This window comes from Filifactor alocis ATCC 35896, from assembly GCF_000163895.2.
In the GTDB taxonomy this organism is placed as follows: Bacteria; Bacillota; Clostridia; order Peptostreptococcales; family Filifactoraceae; genus Filifactor; species Filifactor alocis.
Genome location: NC_016630.1, coordinates 1797927 through 1816555 on the forward strand (window position 1 = coordinate 1797927; position 18629 = coordinate 1816555).

Here is an 18629-nt window from a genome sequence, read left to right on the forward strand (position 1 = left end):
TCTCATCAAATTGAAAATTTGAACCCCATGCAACTTCCCAATAAATCCGACAAAATCGCATCCGCATCTTCTTCGGATAAATCATACTGTTCCACTACCGATTTGATATTCTCATAAATCACAGCTAAATTCTCAGGACTTTGATTTCGATAATCTTCTACGGTCATTATCTTGTATTCATATAATATTTCGTCTATCTCCTGTCTGGCAATGGCATGAAAGGTATCTTTGACAAATTCTCCGTTTTCATCCCGATAATAACCTGTCCCAATCGGAGAATGAAGAAATGGAATAATATCCACATCATTGTTTGCAACTGCATTTAAGGTATAGAGTCCTGAATGATCCGGTTCACTCATATACTCATCGTCTTCATCTCCGGCAGTAAATCTCCAACCGCTGTCTCCGTTATAATCGGGATTCTCACGATACATATAGCCGACCTTTTCTCCGTCTACCATAATTCTGTCTGTTGCAATACAACCTTCTCCCTCATTCCAATGAAAAAGTTCTTTCATATCTTCTGTTTTTATGTTCCAATTTTTCTCCATGGTTCTCCTCCGACATATTGCTATCAATTTTTTCTTGGTAATTGTTATCCTTGATTGATGGTTCATTGATTATTGATTCATTGATCGAATATGACTCCAAACTGATTTAAAGTTCAACAAAGGACTGTTTTAAGTCAGACAATTCCTGTAACTTTCGTTCCAACACCACCGGATTCATTCCGTTTTGAACTGCAATTTCATAATACTTGTCAAATTCAGGATGATGATTTTGTTTTACAACTGCTAACAGTTCTGCAAAATATCTCCAAACATTGTTATAGCTTCTTGTAGAAGTATAATCTTCTCTTTTCGGCATCCACCTGAGTGTTACAAAGAATTTGTACAGTATCTTACTCCACGTTTCTACATCATCATCATAGCAAAAAAACTTGGTCTCAAACAAACTTCCGAAACGCCTGTCCCAAAATTTAACATCATCAGGCAAATACCACGTGTTGCGGGTATCACGACAGATTAATTCTATTGCTATTTTTTCAAGTATTGCAGCCGGATCTCCACCGGCACAGTCGTAACTTCCGGCAACCATACTTTGTGAGCCTTCTTCTTTTAATTCTTCATAGGCTGTCCTGCTGTCAAGCAAAACCAGTGCAAGTTGAGCACGATGCCCAAAGGCTTTCCCTGCACTCAATATTCGATATTTCTCAATCTCGTTCATAGTTCCTCCCAAAATCGTGTTTCCTTATAAGGATTTCTTTTATTGAGCCAATCCGTTATATAGATATCCATTTCTCTCTAAAATTCATTTTTTATTTCCTGTTCCGTTCATAATTCATCTTTACTGAAAAACATTATTTTCTTGATTGATAGAATTCCTGATACTTTGGATCATCAGACTGAAAATATCGGTTGCCTACACCTTTTTGTTTGAGCAGATTTTTCCATAATTCAAATGCTGCATCTAAGTTGCCAACTTCAAATTCATACTTCGCCTTCATATGTTCAACCTCAGAATCAAACAAGTGCAACTCGTCATTGTTTTCTATCATTCTGTCCAACCAAGATTTTGCCTTCACCATATCGCTATTTCCTATCGCATGTTTAAAAAAGCTTTTTGCATAGTTGTATCCCTGATTCCATTTTGCTCCCGACTCCGGAAAAGCGTTCCAACCTTGTTCAGCAAGAGCAAAACCTTCTTCAAGCTTATTTTCTCCTATTTTAGTGATGGCATCCTTACCATAAGCAATAACCTCTTCATATCTTTCATTATCCAGCAACATCTTGCATTCCTCCTCAAAATGTATTGTTATTTTACCTTTCTTTCATATGATTACATACTTTTCTATCTTAAGTAAATGCGAAACGGAAATCAAACTGCGAAATAAAATAGACTCTTCCAGCAAACTGATTTTAATAGCATGATGTTACTACACAAAAAACCGGTCTTTTGATGTGAATTTAACTCATTTTACCACAGTTTATCGTTAATTGAAAAATCTTGCAAATCTTAATATTGTTATCCTATTTTGCACAACGCAACTTCTTTTAACCCTCTGTCATAAAGAGAGGTAATACAACTATCTCTGCTGATGTTTTGTACCATATGTTTGCTCATTCCTCGCGGCAACCCGATATCAAAATATTCCCTTGCAGTAAGTGAAAAAAGTTTTTGTTTTCCCTTCCAATCATCCGTCTTAAACAGAGGTGTCATGATGACATAGTCGGAATCGGTGAACTTTCCGTTCACACCGCCTTTTTTGCCGTCTTGTTTCAAACTGTCCGATTCCAAAAGTTTTTCAATCACTGTTCCATCTTTAGAAATCTTTGCAAGTGCATAGTAATCCATACCCCATTTATTAACTGATGTTGTACTTTCTCCCGAAGTGAAAACATAGATGTCTTTGTCGATTATTTTCAGACTGTCAATTTTCGGTATTTCATCGGTTCGGTCATCATGATGGGTCAATCCTTTTTTATCAATGCTTGAAAAAGAGTTCCATTCGGCGTGTTTTTTTTGAACATCAAATTCCAAAAGAGCAAAACATCTTGCATCTCCGTAATACACATTATACTCAAAGCAAACCGGAATCATCGAACTGTCCGATATCACCTGAAAATATCTCTGTTGTGCTTTTTCGGGAACGATACTGTTCACATCCGAAGTCTCATTCTTGATCGGTATGATTTCCGGTGATGAAAAATCACCGGTATAGTATTGAATCTCCTGTCCTTTTTTTATGATTCCAAAGTCTTCTCCAAAACGGAACAGTACAGGATAGTTTCTTCTATCATCAGAACAGTCACAAACCTCTACTTCTTTCAGCCCGGAAGAAGATAATACAAGGACACAATATTTGTCGCTATCATCTGTTTCATTTGTCAAAATCAATACCCTTCCGTCAGAAAGCACGGCTGAACTATGCACAAAGCTGTACTTTTGGGGTATTTCCCATTTTTGTAAAAGACTCAACTTTAATTTCTCCATTACTTCTCCTCCAAACCGCTTAACTCTTCTGCAAATTTTTCTACATCCATTGTAAAGTTACCACCATCCTTGATGAGATGAATTTCAGGCAAGGCTTTTTGTAAAATACGATTCCCCTCCTGTAATGTTTCGGGATATTCATAAAACTGCATACCTTTAGGAAAATTATTGTTCTGTTGCCATTCTTCAAACTCTTTCAGAAAACACTTATGAGCCGGCATTTCTACTTTCTCGAACAGACTTTCATCCAAACATCTTACCAAGCGATACAAACCGTGTATCTCTACAACAAAACATTTGTCAATTTTTTTGACGGGATAGCCTTGTTTTTGGTATGCTTCACAAAGTTTTTGTAAGCATTCCGTAATTCCGTCCACCTCTTTTTTCGCAAGAGAAACAAAAAACCGAACATAATACTCTGCGATTCCGGTAAGTTTTTTCTTCATCAAGAAAGATTCGGCTTTTCCCATCGCCTCTTGCAATTTACTATCATCTTTGTAATAGATTGCATGGAGCAGATTGATGACATTTTCTGTATAAAAAGTACCTTTGAGTAACGGTGATGTATGCGGAACAAAGGATGAAATGACATCAAAATCATTACAGGCACAACAAGTAAATATTCCTTTTAGGATATTTCCGGTATAAGCCATTCCGCTATGTACAATACTCCCCTTCAACAAATCAGTTCTGCCACTTTGCCAAACGGCATTGTTCAAACTCTCAAAACTTCCTTCACAGAAAGCGGAATAGTAACCGAAATATTGAATTTTATCAAGAAGAAGGTCTACATATACTTTGGTTTTCAACACCGTGTCAGTAGACTCATTATATTTTTTCAAGTGTTCTTCAAAAATTTCTTGATTCAGCTTTTCAAAGTCTTGCATACTTTCCGGATGGGCATATTCTCCCCATTCCTGATAATACTCTTCTCTCATCTTTTGGTATAATTTAAGATACTCTTTCATCAAACAAACTCCTTTCTCTGAACGATTTTCTATCGTCTCATGATAGATTCCGTCAATTGCGATGATAGATGAATATTACGCCCAATAATATCAATGCGATTCCTACAATCGGCATAAACCATCTTTCACTTCTTACATACTCAAACTCTTGCAGTTCTTTCACAAGACACTCTTTCGGATTTTTTGTACAATAAAAAACAGTTGCCGGAACCTCTCCGTTCTTCTTATTCTTTCTCAGATATTTGGTCGAACAATGACTGGCATTAAACGGTCTTGTTACAGAAATCTGTTCTCCCCTAACGTCTGTAAACTTGATGTTTACAATATAATTATCAAAATGATGACGAGCATGATATTCAATATTCACAACATGAATCGTTCCTTGTGTTTGACATACATTGTCTTGATCTTCCAAAAATGCTTTCAATTTTTCAGATTTGGCAGATGAGTAAAATCCTTTCCAAATACAAATACAACCGCAAATAATTAACCAAATATTGACGATCATTTTTCCATCACTTCCTCACTTGCAATATGAATTACTCTCTGAAACGATACCCGTCGTTTGTGATGATAAAAAAGAGAATACAATATTATGATAAGAAAAGAAAAAATTTCTTACTCTATCTTTTATTCTATCTCTTATCTGTGATTCGTATGATTTGTTCACTTGATATATTATATCATTTTTTAATTTATTTTTATATCTTTCTTCCATTTCAGTCTGCTCTTACGTTAATCATCATATTTCCACAATCTTGTTTCCTGTCTGTTTTATTGTGTCGATGAAACAATGGAATCAATCCAATTTTTGCAAGTGATACTTTTGATTGTTTCATTCATCTGTTGATTGACACTTCCACAAAGTGTCCCATAATTTTTTGACTGTATGAAACACTTCGATTATCTCAAAAAATCATTCTATCGACTTTTCGTATCTGATTTTCTCCAACTGTTGACATCATCTTTTCATATTATCGTTTCCGGTCTGTTGCGTTGAATCTTCCCAACAAAAAAAACAGCAAACCTCCTAATGATGTGTAACCATGGAATACACATGATATATCTGATTTACTGCTTATTTGAATCAAAAAACAACTCACATATTATTCAATTAAAGAGAATGTCTCCATCATATCTAACAATAGATTCGCCTTATCGATTTCATCATTCAATAGGTCGTCATACTCCGTTTCAAGCTCCTCCTGTCTTTGAGCAATCCATTCCAAATGTTCTTTTGATAAAACATAGTCTTGATTTACAAAATAATATTCTCCCAAAAAACAATGTGCTTGTGTCACCGAAATCATATCGTTTCCGATATTGATGGCTTTCATCATACTGTCAACTGCTTTATCTATCTCACCTTTTGAAATTTGTAAGGAAGCTTTTGTAATATAAAGTTCGGCATTCATTTGATATCTCCTATTCTTAAATTCTATCGATACACAATCCGTCATTTACCAAAAAATATTGTTGCTTTTCTATTTCATTGTCTTCCTCCTACTTCTTTGTTAGCCGTTGATTCCGCAACATTCCACTTCGTAATTGCTATCTATCTCCATACAAGCCAAATGTCCAAGCAAATAATCAGGTTCTGCATCCAAATCAAGAGAAAATTCACTGTTTCTGCCTCTTATAAAAATCAATACATTGTTGACAAACAGAGCATCTTCAAAATCTTCCTGCGAAATCTGCTCGTCCGCATCAAAATCTCCACTTTCAATCATCTCGTTGATTACATCGACAAAATGATCATTTTCCTCCATAAATGCATCGACCACCACATCTCTGTTATCATTGAGCCAGTTTATCTTTTCAAACACTACATCTGTCACTCTGTTTTCATTCACGTCAATGTCTAAAAAAATATCCGTCTCCCTTCCCCAAACTGTCATCTTCCCCACATAGTCGCCACTCTCATACAATACAAACTCATTTTCGCCAATCATAATCTTAGTTTCTGTCATTTTTTCCTCCTATCACTCTGTAAAATTTATCATCAAACAAGACATATTGTTTTGTTGTAAACGACTTTGACAACTCACTTTTATCAACAATCGCAATGATATTTACAGAGAATCGTTATGAATCAGAACACTCATATAGGCACCTTTTTTGAAAAATGATGTACTCACACCCCATGCGATTGCTGAGCAAGCTAATTCATTTGCATGCTTCGTACTAATACTTCTGGCATCAAGCACAATGCCTTTTGGATATAACTCGGCTGATAAATACTGATGTAAGCTGTCTGCCGAACCGCTCTCAACCGCCTTTATTGAACGCAAAGGATGGGTATCCCACCATTCATTCGGCTTCGAAAACGAACCATTAGCTCTCATCTCACCCGAAGATAGCTTCTGTGCACAAACTTCTCTAATCATCTCTAAAGTTTCCTCGTCAATGACACCGTCAGTAATGGAATACGCATAGTATGCACATGCAACGCCATCATCATCCAACTCTTTAATCAAATAAAGGTTGGAAACACCTCTCTCCTTGAATTTTTTCCACTTGGATGATACCTTCTTAAAACTCGCATCCGTATAAACAGATGAATTTCCATCCTCCAACGCATGTCTCAGTTCTTCTAAATTAACGTCTTTCTTTTCCCATTCATCGATAAAATTGATTCTTAGGTTACTCATTTAAATTTCCTCCTTATATTCTTCTTGCCAACTATCCAATGTATCATTATCAAACACAATCATCGTGTCAACAAACGGTTCTACTGTAACTTCAGTATAAAAAACTCCCTTTTTACTGTGATATACTGAAATTCCTGAACGTGACTTTACAGAAAACTTCACCTCATATTGTCCCGGCGGAAGTAATATCGACGGTGTTAATACCTCATCGGAAAATAGCGCTTTATGCCACGTTTTTCCATCATCACTGACTGCAACATCATAGAAATCGCCATATCCGTGATCTATCCTAAGATACACTTTAGATAATTTACTGTTGTTTTTCATACTCTTAATCATCTGAAAAGCTTTCTTGCGTTTAGACTGCTGATAGACCAATCTCCCTACGCTGATATAAAACAAAATTGTCATGACAACAAATATGATCCAAGGTCTATCGTATACAAAACTTATCATTTCCTTCACACCATTTCCCCTTTCATGAATAAATTGCAAATGTATCCCTCTAAATATTTGATAATAGTATATCATTTTTTAACATTTTTTGTACTGTCATTTTTCATTCCCGCACTCCTTAAAATTGATAATCAAAAAAGATGTGTCGTTGAGTTGCAACTGAAAAGCTTCAATATCTTGTGTAATTTCATCATAAATATCGCTCAATGTATGAGCAGGTGCTATTAAGCCCAAATAATAGTCGTCCAATTCAACGGTTCCTATTTTTTCAAGGCAATCCGACAAAAGCCCCAAGTCCTTATGATTGAACCAGCAGTCTGTATCAATCCAATACAATGTATCATGCTTACTGCAAGCAATTTGGCTATAAAAGAAATCATCCATATTCGGTTTCTCTTTTTGTAATAATCGGGTACAAGCCAAATGATATTCTATTTTTCTCGGACTTTGTTCCACTGAGGATACAAAAACGACTCCATATTCGTGTTCGAATTTTACCGCAAGAACATCCCCTGTGTGAAAATGTGGTGTCCGTTTTGTTCTTGCCTTCGGAACTTTGATCGGTTTGAGGTTTTCACTCTGTAACTGCACCGCTAATTGATCCAACACTTTTTGTCGCTTGCTCAGCGCTTTGCTGTCAATTTCAAGCCAAAACGGATTTGCGCCACTACCTATGATTTCCAAAGCCTTCGTTTTTATCTCATCAGGTAAATGTCCTATTTTCCATAGAGAATAGGCAAGTGCCGTCCAATAAATCTCCGTATAAAAATCATCTATACAGTAATTTTTTTCGTCCTCCAACATCGTTGCTATTATTTTGTCGACGCTTATTCCATTCTTGTAGTTTTCGACAACATAGTTATAAATGTCGTAACCATCATCACTATCTATTATTTTGACTCCGTCTATTGCCATAAAACCCTCCGATACCGTTCCGTTTCTGATTTATGTATCACTTACTTACCCATTACTTCAATGACTTCAAAGTACTCTTTCGAGGATGATTTCATGATTGGATGAAACCTAACGTGTTTCAGATACTTAAAAAAAGTATAGACAAACTTTGTGAAAGTGTCAATCAACGGATGAACAAAACAATCAAAAGTACAACAGATATCGATTGGATTTATTGAGTTGTTAAATTGATTGTAATATCGGATTATGTTTCGTATCAGAAAAGAAAAAAGAGTAGATTGCTCTACTCTTTTTTCTTTCTCTACTTTATATTAAAATATTAAAGTTATTTTTTATTTTAATAACTCTTATTCTTGCTCAATGATTCCGTAATGTCCGTCCTTACGGATATACAACAAGCAGAACATATCATCTTCCGCTCTTCTGAATACGAAGAAGTCATGTCCCAACAAATTCATTTGAAGCATAGCCTCCTCTTCAGACATCGGTTTATAAACGAATCTTTTTCTTTTTACGATTTCCATAGTCTCTGTATCAGAAGACGGAGTTTCTATATTTTCATATCGAATGGTGTCATGTCCCTTTCGAATCAATTTTTCTTTGTATTTTCTTAGCTGGCGGGCTAATTTTTCTACCGCCAAATCCGCTGCATTGTATAAGTCTTCATCTTGCACTTCGGAACGGATGATTCCTGAACCGAGCGGAATCGTAACTTCTATTTTTTGTGTAGTTCTTGTTGCCGAAACTGCTACCCTCGCCTCTACATCGGTATCAAAAAACTTATCCAACTTACTTAATTTTTCTGTGAGAACCTCTTCCATCGCTTTTGTTATACTTATGTTTTTACCAATCATCTTTAGGTTCATAAAACTTCCTCCCTTGTGAAGATAACCGAAGATTATCTTATTTTAGAAACAACTCATCGCCGTTTCTTATTTCTATTATACATCTTTTTCAGATAAAGTACACCTTATTTCGTTGATTTGTTATAATATTCTAACTTTTTTATAAAAATAACAAAAATCGTAAAAGTACTGTTTAAGAAATCATCAATATTGGGTTTCTCTTTTTGTAATAAACGAGTGCAAACTAAATAATATTCTATATTTTCCGACCTTTCATCCACTAATCAAACAAACAGCAATCCATATTCATTGTCAAAGTTTACTGCAAGAACATTACCCATACTAAAATAAGGAGTCTGCTTTGTTTTTTACCTCATCCGGCAAATGTCCTATCTTCCACAAAGAGTATGCAAGAGCAGTCCAATAAATCTCTGCAACAAAATCATCGGTACAATAATTTTTTCATCTACCAACCTATCTGATATAATTTTATCAACACTTACTCCGTCCTTATAGTGTTCTACAACATCGTTGTAAATATCATATCTATCATCACTATCTATAATTTTTTACACCATCTATTGCCATGAGAAACCTCCTATCCGTTCATCCCATCATACTCCATCTCGTTGGTTTCCAAGTTAAACACTATTCCTAATAAATGCCCCCCAAAATAATCCGGAGAGGTAGACAAATCAATAGAAAAATCATTTTCAGAAAAATATACTGAATCCACAAAAATGCTTTTTATTAAGGTTTCTTTTTCAATGATACTTTGTAAGATGGTTCCATCAGGTAATTTATATCTTCCTTTTCTATCAATCGTCTTACTGATATTATAATTTATTCCATATAAAATACCATTTTCTGATGCCAAAGCAAATTCGATAATTTCATCTTTGTGTTCTTCTATCCAAGAAAGTTTACTTACAACAACATTTTTAGAAATCTCTATATCCTCATCTATTACAATGATACTTTCTTTTCCCCAAATGCACGTTTTAAGTTCTTTTTCTCTCAAATAACCTTCCATACTCATCTCTCCATCACAACTTCAATTTTTTCCTTCCGGAACAGTTTTACAAACCGGAATTTCATTCCTAAATCATTTCTATCAATTCATCAAAATGTAATCCTTATAGTTCTCCCCAAAATCCAATCATCCATTTTTCGGTATTCAAAGGGTAAATTTCATTCGCTTCGTTTAGCAAGAGCAATATTTTTTCTTTCCGTCTCATTTTTGCATTCTCGCTCTTTAAATCTTCTATTCCTTCAACCAGTTTTTGTGCCTTATTCTTTAATCTGTGCCATTTCTGCCAGTCTTTAACAGACATTCTCTCCGATTTTTCTTTTAATAGTTCTCTTGATAAAATTCTCTCTCTCACTTCTTCCGGATTTTCAGGTTCTCCCAATATTGCCAGCTCTAAATAAATCTCATTTAAAAAGTTAACCTCTAAAAATGATTTTATCTTTTCACTCACATAAATTTCCTGATTTTTTAAAGAATCAACGATAAAAATATCTTTTGTCGAGAGAGTAGATTTTACCAACTTTTCTTTTTGCTCATTTTCATCATAATAAGCATATCCTTCCTTCTCCGGAATCAAAGCATATAAATTCCCTAATGTTTGTGACAAATGCTCGTTATGTTTTCTGCAGGTGATATATTCTTCCGCATCCATATCACCCGACGGGTAGATTTTAGGTTCATCTGCAGATAAATCCCATGTCGTCCAATCCAAATTGACAATTCTTTCTTTACGAACCTCTGCAAAATTGAGATTTGAAAAACAGTTCTCCATTCGTTCTTTTACATGCTCTCTTACTATAATAACCGGACGCTCTTTATCATATTGAGTTCTGTATATTTCGGGACAAAAAGGTGCAGTCCTCAACAAACAATGTTCTTTTCTCTTCTTATCAAAATAATAAATTCCTTGCCATAGTACCTCCCCATAAGATGTCCATGGCATTTCTTTGTTCTTGAGTACATAAATCATCACATATTCTCCATAAAAATATCTTTGTTACACGAAAACTTTCCACAAAGTATTTCCCATTTTATTTTTTCGCTAACCGTCTTAACTTTCTACCTATCCTCAAATTCTAATTTGTTTCACTAATATCAATGATATTTTACCATTTTTAAGCCATTTTTTCTACTGTCAGATTTCCTCTACTTGCTTTCAAAACTTTCATTGAAATAGATAAAAAAACGGGAAATATGAATACAAAGTGGTCTATTTTTCTTTATCTTTTCCGTTCCGTTTTCACTACCTTGAACAGCTTATCTTGAAATGTCTCTTTTCTGTTTTTGTAAAACTATATCTCTGTTACAAAGGTCTTTCCGTTTGTATTTTTTGTTAGAATACTGTCATGATTTTGATGGTATGGTTGTTCTTCTATCTGTATTTCTTTATATTTTTTCATTTTCTACCATTTAGTCCTTCTTTCAACTTGCATAAAAAAAGATTTCCTGTATTTAGGAAACCTCTTCTCATATTGGTTGATATTTCGTTTTAGATATTGGTTTTAGGTTATAGCTTGTTTCTTGCTCTATATTCCCTTGTATACCATTCGGACATGATATAGATAAAAGGCACAAATTCCAATGTATTTTGGCCTTTACTGTCGATACTGTTATTGATAGTGATAAAGCATATATCCTTTCTTCGGAATATCTCCATAGCGTTTCCCACTTGAAGATAAGATTGGACACATTAGTTGCTAAAAAGCCTGTTCTTAAAGACACTCCAAGAGGAAATTAAGACTATGTGCCTACTCTCCGGATACGGTCACTCCGTCAAAAATAATGGCTGACGGTGTTACGGAATATCGACGGACTTCCTTCTCACGCGAAAATCTCATCTGATTTTGTATATTAAATATATTTTCGGAAATTGCTCCTCCTGTCACAAAGGTTTCTGTTCCATTTTGTACCAATTTTGCCAATCTGAATTCTCCTCCAAAATCTCCTGTGATTTCATCTGCAAGAAAACATGAGAAGGTCAAAATTTCCAAGTAATCTTGTTTTTTATATTCTTCTAACGACTCTTTTCCGCCAAGAACTTCAAAGGTATTGACTGTACCAACATGGTCAATTCCCAAATAATGGCTGAATTTTGCAGTAGTACGAAGCGCTTTGATTTCTCCTTCATACATAAGGTCATACTCTTTCAACACGGTTCCTTCCGCATCGACCGGTCGTGCATAGATGGAGGTTTCCAAATTCGGTTTCATCTTGATAGTAATCGGCTCTTTTGCATCTTTTGATTGAAATGCTTGTCCTATTTTGGCTTTTCCAATATTGGTATATACCATCACATCGGATGCCTGTTGCAAATAGAATTGGAAAAATTCTTCCACTGCATCTCCACTCAAAATAACTCTCATATCCGATAGGGTTGCATTTCGAACCGCCTTGCTTCTTCCTTCCGTTTCCATCAACTGTTTCTTTGTAATTCGTTCTATCTCCTGCAAATCCATTTCGGTCAAATAATATCCGTTAAAGATTTCTACCGGTTCTTCTCCCTCGTTGCAATCGGTCACTATCTCGAAAGTAAATTCATTTTTCGGGTAGGTGCAATCACAACCTGTTGAAGTAACCACTCTCTTTGTTCCCTCTATGGCAAATACTTCACAGGAATTGACTTTTGAGGTATATCCATAATCTTGATAGAACACTTGATGAAGGTCGTCATAGTATTCATTCAGAGCTTTGATATTATCCCTTTTCTTCATAACAGGATATTCTGTCGCTGTATTCACAGGTAAAGGATACCACTTGTTCTTGACAAATTTTGCAGAAAAAGCTGCTTGCTCTAATTTTTTTGTGAGTTCTTCCACACTGTCCAAAGGACTCAATACTACGTCAGCGTCTCCTTTATATCGTTCTTCGCCCTCTTGAAAATCCACAAATACTCTCACTGCAAACTCATGAATATCTGTTCCGCGATTCATATCCAACTTATCTTTGACAAAAAACAATTCTTTTGAGGCAGACTGTTCTTCTGTAATAATCCAATCGGATACTTCTGTCATGGAAGACAGTATGTTTTTTATTGTTTCAATCATTAGTTCAATCTCCCTTTCGCTTTGATATAAGATCCTCCTGTTGAGGTCTTCACCCATTCTTTCCAACCTTTTCCACAGTATCCGGAGCCGGACAGTTTCAATCCCGGAGATACCATGGTAATGGACTCCAACAATTCAGGCACATAACCTGTCAAATATAACGGACTGACAATTCTTCCTGTCAATTTTCCGTCTTTGATTTCTCTTCCTTTGGATGCAACACATTGAATTCCCCAGTTTTTCGGATCTTCCATACCGGAAGAAAAACCTTCCAACAGGTATCCATACTGAATGGATGCAATCATTTCATCCAAAGAATCTGTCCCTTCTTCAAAAAAGGTGTTCGTCATTCGTGTGTATGCTTTTCTCTTATAAGATTCCCTCTTTCCGTTTCCTGTCGGTTCTACTCCAAGTTGCAAGGCAGAGAGTTCATCACACATTCCCGTTTTCAAAATTCCCTTGTCGATAATCAAGGTGTCTTTCCCTAAATTTCCCTCATCATCAAACAGATAGGTTGAAACCTCTTCACAAGCAGTTGCTCCATCATGCATAAACACTTTGTCGGACGCTACTCTCTTGTTGACATACTCCTGTCCTTTTGCCCGTTCCTTAACAAACATATCCATCTCTGCACCATGTCCGAACGCCTCGTGCGCAATCAAGCCGGTAAAGTCGGGATCACAGATAATATCGTAAGTTCCGGGAACGACTTTCTCGCTGTGAAGGAGCTCTTTTGCACGTTCTGCGGCTTGATATACCTTTTCTTCCAATTCCTCTATCAATTCTGAACCACAAAGTCCGGAAACTGCAAGAAAATCATTTTTCGTCGTATGTTCATCTCCTGCAACTGCAACTCCATAACCGGTTGAATAGACATAGCTTTGATACAAGTCCTTGTTCTCCGAAATAAAAATCTTATTCACTTGGGTTGTGGTCAAACTTACTTGCAACTCCAACAAGTCCGGATGTTTTTTCATCACATCGGAATGAATCTCTGTCAATTTTCGGATAATTTCATCCGGTTTGTCTTCTTCCGGAAGATTTTTCACCTCTGAGAAAAACTCTTTGGTTATCTTCTCATCTTGAGGAACTGCCGGATATTCCAAAAACAAATTGTTTTTGACATATCTTTCTCTATCTTCTTTTGCTATCTCCTTCACTTTTCGAACTGCTTGCTCTACATCCAAGTGATTAAAGGAATATTCGCTGAATCCGATGTCCTGAAACACTCTTACTACAAATCCTTTTTCCGTATCCGGAGACGGTTTTGCTGAAATTCCGCTCTTTTTTACAGAATAAGCAGAACCTGTCACATCTGTTCCCAAAACGGATACATAATAGAAGTCTTTTTTCAACTCGGATACCAATCTTTTTAATTCTTCTTTTTTGCTTAATAAAAATTCAGACGGTTTTACCTTCATCTTTTTCTCCTTCCCATGCCGAACTCTCTTCGACACAAACGATATCTTTTCTATAACATCGTTCTATTTCTATGCCAAACTCAGCAACAGCGTTACCAAAACGGGTACACTGAGCGTCAAAATAAATCCTGTAATAAATGCAATAATTGCCGTTCTTGCATCGGTTGCTTTTGAAATGATCGGCAAGGTCGTATCCATTGCAGTTGCTCCTGAAGGTGCAATCGCCTCTTCGTGACCGATATACTTTGCAATCAACGGAATAAAAACAATCGCAAATACCTCTCTGCAAACATTTGTCAAAAACGCCAATACACTGAGTTCTTTGGAGTACGGCGTTATCATAATTGCGGAAAGAGAATACCAAGCCATTCCCGCTCCTATCAAAGAAGAGTCTTTCGCTCCATATCCCAAAAACTTTCCACACACAACCGCACCGACCAAACTGCCGCTTGCTACCATCAATGGTGTCGAAATTGCTTTTACACCGATTGATTTGATTTGACTCATCACATCTTTATTTTTTCCGATATCTATCCCCACAAAAAACATCAAGAGACATAGTCCCACATCAAGCAAGGTAGAAATATAGGATATCTCCTGTACTACGATGAACTTTCCGCACAAAATACCTGCAATCACTGACATCACGATTACCAAAGTCATCTATCTCACCTTGCCTTTCTGAAATTGTCCATAAATTTTGTTGAATAAAAATACAAACAACACACTGAATCCAATCGTGAACAACGCAAACAGAGCAGATTCTTTTCCGATATTGCCGAAAGAGTCCATAATCTCTTGATTCGTTCCCACATTGATTCCCATCACAAAGAGCAAGAACAATAAACACAGTAATTGGAACTTATCCAATCTTTCCATCAATCTTTTGCTTACCTTTCCGCTTCTGCCTAATGCAATTCCGGATCCCATCATAAAAAGGTAACACGCCATTCGAAATAACATAACATCCCTCCGCATTATCTTTTGTTTTTTATTTTTGAACACACCAAACTGACTGTCATCGCTCATTTCTGTTAAGAAATCGCGATACAGTTCATGTATCTTGTCTGGTTCCCCATATCCTCTTTTCAATAAAAGCTGTTCTCAATAAAAACACTTCCTTTTGATGACACGTTCCGTTATTGTCTTCTCCTTACTCTAAGAAATATTATTATTCTCAGATCAGAAAGAAAAACATGCCCATACACACATCAAACATATAGTTTTCTTGGTACAAAATCATTGATACAAGAAAAAAGAGAGACATCTCCTGTCTCTCTTATCTTACCTTGTATTCTTTGCAGTTGCAAGATACTTTTGAAGTTTTCCTACATCATCGGCATTCCGCCACCCATTGGAGGCATTGCAGGTTCTTCTGATTTAATATCTACTACCGCAGCTTCTGTTGTTAAGAAAGTAGCCGCTACGGAAGAAGCATTTTGTAATGCACTTCTTGTTACTTTTGTAGGGTCGATAATTCCCGCTTCAATCATATTGACATATTCTTCTCTGAACGCGTCGAATCCCATTCCTTTTTCGCCTTTACGAACATTTTCTACAATAACGGCACCTTCCAAACCTGCGTTGATTGCGATTTGTTTCAACGGTTCTTGTAATGCGCTTAAAATAATTTTGATACCTGTTTTGATTTCTGTATTTTCTTCTGTCAACAGTTTTTCAACTTCGGAGATAGTTTCAATCAATGCAACTCCACCACCGGATACGATTCCTTCTTCTACCGCAGCTCTTGTTGCATTCAATGCATCTTCCATACGAAGTTTTCTTTCTTTCAATTCAGTTTCTGTTGCTGCTCCAACTTGGATTACTGCAACTCCACCTGCTAATTTCGCAAGTCGTTCTTCCAATTTTTCTCTATCAAACTCAGAAGTAGTGTCTTCGATTTGTCTGCGAATCAAAGCTACTCTTTCTTCTATATCGCTTGCACTTCCCGCTCCGTTTACAATAACTGTATTTTCCTTCGTTACTTTGACAGAACCTGCACGACCAAGCATTGTCATATCTGCATCTTTCAGTTCCAATCCAACTTCTTCAGAGATTACGGTTCCTCCTGTCAAGATAGCAATATCTTGTAACATTGCTTTTCTGCGATCTCCGAATCCAGGTGCTTTGATTGCAACAACATCAAATGTTCCTCTCAATTTGTTCACTACCAAAGTAGCCAATGCTTCTCCTTCAATATCTTCTGCAATAATCAACAATTTTTTACCTTGTTGTACAATTTGTTCCAATACAGGAAGGATTTCTTGGATGTTTGTAATTTTTTTATCTGTGATTAAAATCAACGGATCGGAAAGGTTTGCTTCCATTTTTTCCATATCGGTTGACATGTAAGGAGAAACATATCCTCTGTCAAATTGCATTCCTTCTACTACTTCCAAAGTAGTTCCCATTGTTTTTGATTCTTCTACTGTAATAACACCGTCTTTTCCGACTTTTTCCATTGCATCTGCAATCATTTTTCCTACTTCTTCGTCTCCTGCGGAAATTGCAGCTACTTGTGCAATGGATTCTTTGTTTTCGATTGGACGAGAGTTTGCTTGCAAGGTTTCTACCGCTTTGTCTACTGCTAATTGAATCCCTTTACGAATGAAGATTGGGTTTGCACCGGCTGCCACGTTTTTCAATCCTTCGCGAACGATTGCCTGTGTCAATAGTGTCGCTGTAGTTGTTCCGTCTCCTGCAATATCATTTGTTTTTGTCGCTACTTCTTTTACCAGTTGTGCTCCCATGTTTTCGTAAGCATCTTCCAATTCGATTTCTTTTGCAATAGTAACCCCATCATTGGTAATCAACGGACTTCCGAATTTTTTATCTAAAATAACATTTCTTCCTTTCGGTCCGATCGTCACTTTTACTGTATCCGCCAAAATATTTACTCCGCGTTCCAATGCTTTTCTTGCGTCTTCCCCGAATTTAATTTCCTTTGCCATAATTCAAATTCCTCCTTATATTCTCTTTCTCTTATTCCATCTTATTCTACTACAGCTAAAATATCGCTTTGTCTTAGGATAATATACTCTTCTCCCTCTACCTTTACTTCAGTTCCTGCATATTTGGAGAACAACACTTTGTTTCCTTTTTCTACTTCCATTTTGATTTCTTTACCGTCTACTACTCCACCCGGTCCAACTTCTACAACTTCTGCAATTTGCGGTTGTTCTTTTGCGGTTCCTGTCAAAATGATTCCGCTCTTTGTTTTTTCTTCCGCTTCCAACATTTGAATTACTACACGATCTGCTAATGGTCTTATTTTCATTTCCAAAATCCTCCTTATATTTTATACCGAATGAACGATTCTTTCGATATAGAGTTACACTTCAACTTATCGTTGTATTAGCACTCTTTATTGTTGAGTGCTAATCTACGATTATAATAACGAATTTTCGATTACATTTCAAGTGTTTTTTTATTTTTCTACAATGTTTTTACAGAAAAATTCAACTCCTGTCGCAAAGTCGGAGTTTTTCTCCATTTCAAAGATTGCTTTCAGTTTTACAAACTACTGTTTTTTGTCATATTTTCACTTTTACTCGTTTTAGTTTCCATATTTCATTATGTTAAACTGACTCAAGTAATCATAAAAAAAGAACACTCTTTATCGTGTGACAAAGAATGTTCTCTTAATTCAACATGCACAGAAGTTCTATTTTGCTTCCTGTTCATCTCGAATTTTTTTGCTTTTAATTTTTTTCAATCGGAAGAAATCTTCTCTTTCTTTCTCTTCGATTACTTCCTGAATATATTTTACCGCTTCTTCATAACGTGGAATCTGAATTTTTTCCAATGCGTTCGCACGCTTGGCTGTCTTTTTGATTTCCATTGCTATTTTGAAAACAGCATTCTCTACTTCTGCCAACTCATAGATGAGATAACGAAGATTTTTGAATTTCATTACGGTTTGATCTACTGCTTGATTCGTTTGAAAGAAACTGTAATCCGTATGAAGTAACTCGTCTCTCTCAAAAACTACTGTCGGAACTTCCAAGCCCATGACACTGCGATACAAGATATCAAAGTTCTCTCTTCCCGGAATGGACATTGCAATTTCATCCGCTGTGTTTATCCCGATGGACAGATTGACCATTTGCAATGAGGCATATGCCTCTTCGAACTCTTCTTTGATTTGTTTTTGAAGCGTTTCCGCTTTTCCGACAAGTCCCATTGCCTCTCGAATCAACACAGTTCTTTTTTTATCCAACAGAGAAAATCCGCTTCTGGAGAAAATCAGATTTTCTTTCGCTTTCATCAGATTCGCTTTGGTAGGTGCTAATTCGTTTGCCATTG

Annotated in this window: 21 protein-coding genes; all 21 read right to left on the reverse strand. The window is 36.2% G+C overall.

The features are described from left to right. Positions 1 to 5 precede the first annotated feature (5 nt). The 21 genes from HMPREF0389_RS08005 to HMPREF0389_RS08110 all read right to left on the reverse strand — a co-directional run bounded on the left by HMPREF0389_RS08005 (position 6) and on the right by HMPREF0389_RS08110 (position 18627). Positions 6 to 551 (reverse strand): DUF2185 domain-containing protein, encoded by a 546-nt coding sequence (locus HMPREF0389_RS08005; RefSeq protein ID WP_014263122.1) that lies wholly within the window; start codon positions 549 to 551, stop codon positions 6 to 8. Between the two features lie 106 nt (positions 552 to 657). After that, entirely contained in the window at positions 658 to 1227 is a 570-nt protein-coding gene (locus HMPREF0389_RS08010) for a hypothetical protein (RefSeq protein ID WP_014263123.1), read from the reverse strand. Positions 1228 to 1360: 133 nt separating this feature from the next. After that, positions 1361 to 1789 carry a hypothetical protein gene (locus HMPREF0389_RS08015; RefSeq protein WP_014263124.1) on the reverse strand — a complete coding sequence of 143 codons (429 nt, stop codon included), beginning with the start codon at positions 1787 to 1789 and terminating at the stop codon, positions 1361 to 1363. A gap of 236 nt (positions 1790 to 2025) precedes the next feature. Then, a complete protein-coding gene (locus HMPREF0389_RS08020) occupies positions 2026 to 2994 on the reverse strand; it encodes a hypothetical protein (RefSeq protein WP_014263125.1) in 969 nt (322 codons plus the stop codon). Then, on the reverse strand, positions 2994 to 3962 hold the full coding sequence (locus tag HMPREF0389_RS08025; RefSeq protein ID WP_014263126.1) for a hypothetical protein: 969 nt from the start codon (positions 3960 to 3962) through the stop codon (positions 2994 to 2996). Before HMPREF0389_RS08025 ends, HMPREF0389_RS08020 begins: the two co-directional genes overlap by 1 nt. A 52-nt stretch (positions 3963 to 4014) precedes the next feature. Further along, complete coding sequence (locus HMPREF0389_RS08030) at positions 4015 to 4470, reverse strand: hypothetical protein (protein ID WP_014263127.1); 456 nt, start codon at positions 4468 to 4470, stop codon at positions 4015 to 4017. Between the two features lie 598 nt (positions 4471 to 5068). After that, a complete protein-coding gene (locus HMPREF0389_RS08035; protein WP_014263128.1) occupies positions 5069 to 5377 on the reverse strand; it encodes a hypothetical protein in 309 nt (102 codons plus the stop codon). Between the two features lie 99 nt (positions 5378 to 5476). After that, complete coding sequence (locus HMPREF0389_RS08040) at positions 5477 to 5932, reverse strand: DUF2262 domain-containing protein (RefSeq protein WP_014263129.1); 456 nt, start codon at positions 5930 to 5932, stop codon at positions 5477 to 5479. A gap of 102 nt (positions 5933 to 6034) precedes the next feature. Beyond that, positions 6035 to 6613, reverse strand: coding sequence for a hypothetical protein (locus tag HMPREF0389_RS08045; RefSeq protein ID WP_014263130.1), 579 nt, complete (start codon positions 6611 to 6613; stop codon positions 6035 to 6037). After that, on the reverse strand, positions 6614 to 7069 hold the full coding sequence (locus HMPREF0389_RS08050; RefSeq protein WP_242821733.1) for a hypothetical protein: 456 nt from the start codon (positions 7067 to 7069) through the stop codon (positions 6614 to 6616). Positions 7070 to 7165: 96 nt separating this feature from the next. After that, positions 7166 to 7984 (reverse strand): hypothetical protein, encoded by an 819-nt coding sequence (locus HMPREF0389_RS08055; protein ID WP_014263132.1) that lies wholly within the window; start codon positions 7982 to 7984, stop codon positions 7166 to 7168. A gap of 347 nt (positions 7985 to 8331) precedes the next feature. Beyond that, the gene (gene hpf, locus HMPREF0389_RS08060; RefSeq protein WP_014263133.1) at positions 8332 to 8850 is read right to left on the reverse strand and encodes a ribosome hibernation-promoting factor, HPF/YfiA family; all 519 of its coding nucleotides are present in this window, start codon (positions 8848 to 8850) and stop codon (positions 8332 to 8334) included. 577 nt (positions 8851 to 9427) lie between these two features. Then, a complete protein-coding gene (locus tag HMPREF0389_RS08065) occupies positions 9428 to 9862 on the reverse strand; it encodes a hypothetical protein (RefSeq protein WP_041250861.1) in 435 nt (144 codons plus the stop codon). Between the two features lie 103 nt (positions 9863 to 9965). Beyond that, the gene (locus HMPREF0389_RS08070) at positions 9966 to 10829 is read right to left on the reverse strand and encodes a hypothetical protein (protein ID WP_014263135.1); all 864 of its coding nucleotides are present in this window, start codon (positions 10827 to 10829) and stop codon (positions 9966 to 9968) included. A 778-nt stretch (positions 10830 to 11607) separates the two neighbouring features. Continuing rightward, entirely contained in the window at positions 11608 to 12903 is a 1296-nt protein-coding gene (locus HMPREF0389_RS08080; protein WP_014263136.1) for a metallopeptidase TldD-related protein, read from the reverse strand. After that, positions 12903 to 14324 carry a TldD/PmbA family protein gene (locus tag HMPREF0389_RS08085; protein ID WP_014263137.1) on the reverse strand — a complete coding sequence of 474 codons (1422 nt, stop codon included), beginning with the start codon at positions 14322 to 14324 and terminating at the stop codon, positions 12903 to 12905. The genes HMPREF0389_RS08080 and HMPREF0389_RS08085 overlap by 1 nt, the downstream gene beginning before the upstream one ends. A gap of 69 nt (positions 14325 to 14393) precedes the next feature. Continuing rightward, on the reverse strand, positions 14394 to 14987 hold the full coding sequence (locus tag HMPREF0389_RS08090; RefSeq protein WP_014263138.1) for a lysine exporter LysO family protein: 594 nt from the start codon (positions 14985 to 14987) through the stop codon (positions 14394 to 14396). Then, positions 14988 to 15287 (reverse strand): LysO family transporter, encoded by a 300-nt coding sequence (locus HMPREF0389_RS08095; protein WP_041251093.1) that lies wholly within the window; start codon positions 15285 to 15287, stop codon positions 14988 to 14990. A 365-nt stretch (positions 15288 to 15652) separates the two neighbouring features. Continuing rightward, positions 15653 to 17275, reverse strand: a complete 1623-nt coding sequence (gene groL, locus HMPREF0389_RS08100; RefSeq protein WP_014263140.1) for a chaperonin GroEL — start codon at positions 17273 to 17275, stop codon at positions 15653 to 15655. A gap of 41 nt (positions 17276 to 17316) precedes the next feature. Beyond that, entirely contained in the window at positions 17317 to 17601 is a 285-nt protein-coding gene (locus HMPREF0389_RS08105) for a co-chaperone GroES (protein ID WP_014263141.1), read from the reverse strand. Positions 17602 to 17988: 387 nt separating this feature from the next. Next, the gene (locus HMPREF0389_RS08110; protein ID WP_014263142.1) at positions 17989 to 18627 is read right to left on the reverse strand and encodes a V-type ATP synthase subunit D; all 639 of its coding nucleotides are present in this window, start codon (positions 18625 to 18627) and stop codon (positions 17989 to 17991) included. Positions 18628 to 18629 lie beyond the last annotated feature (2 nt).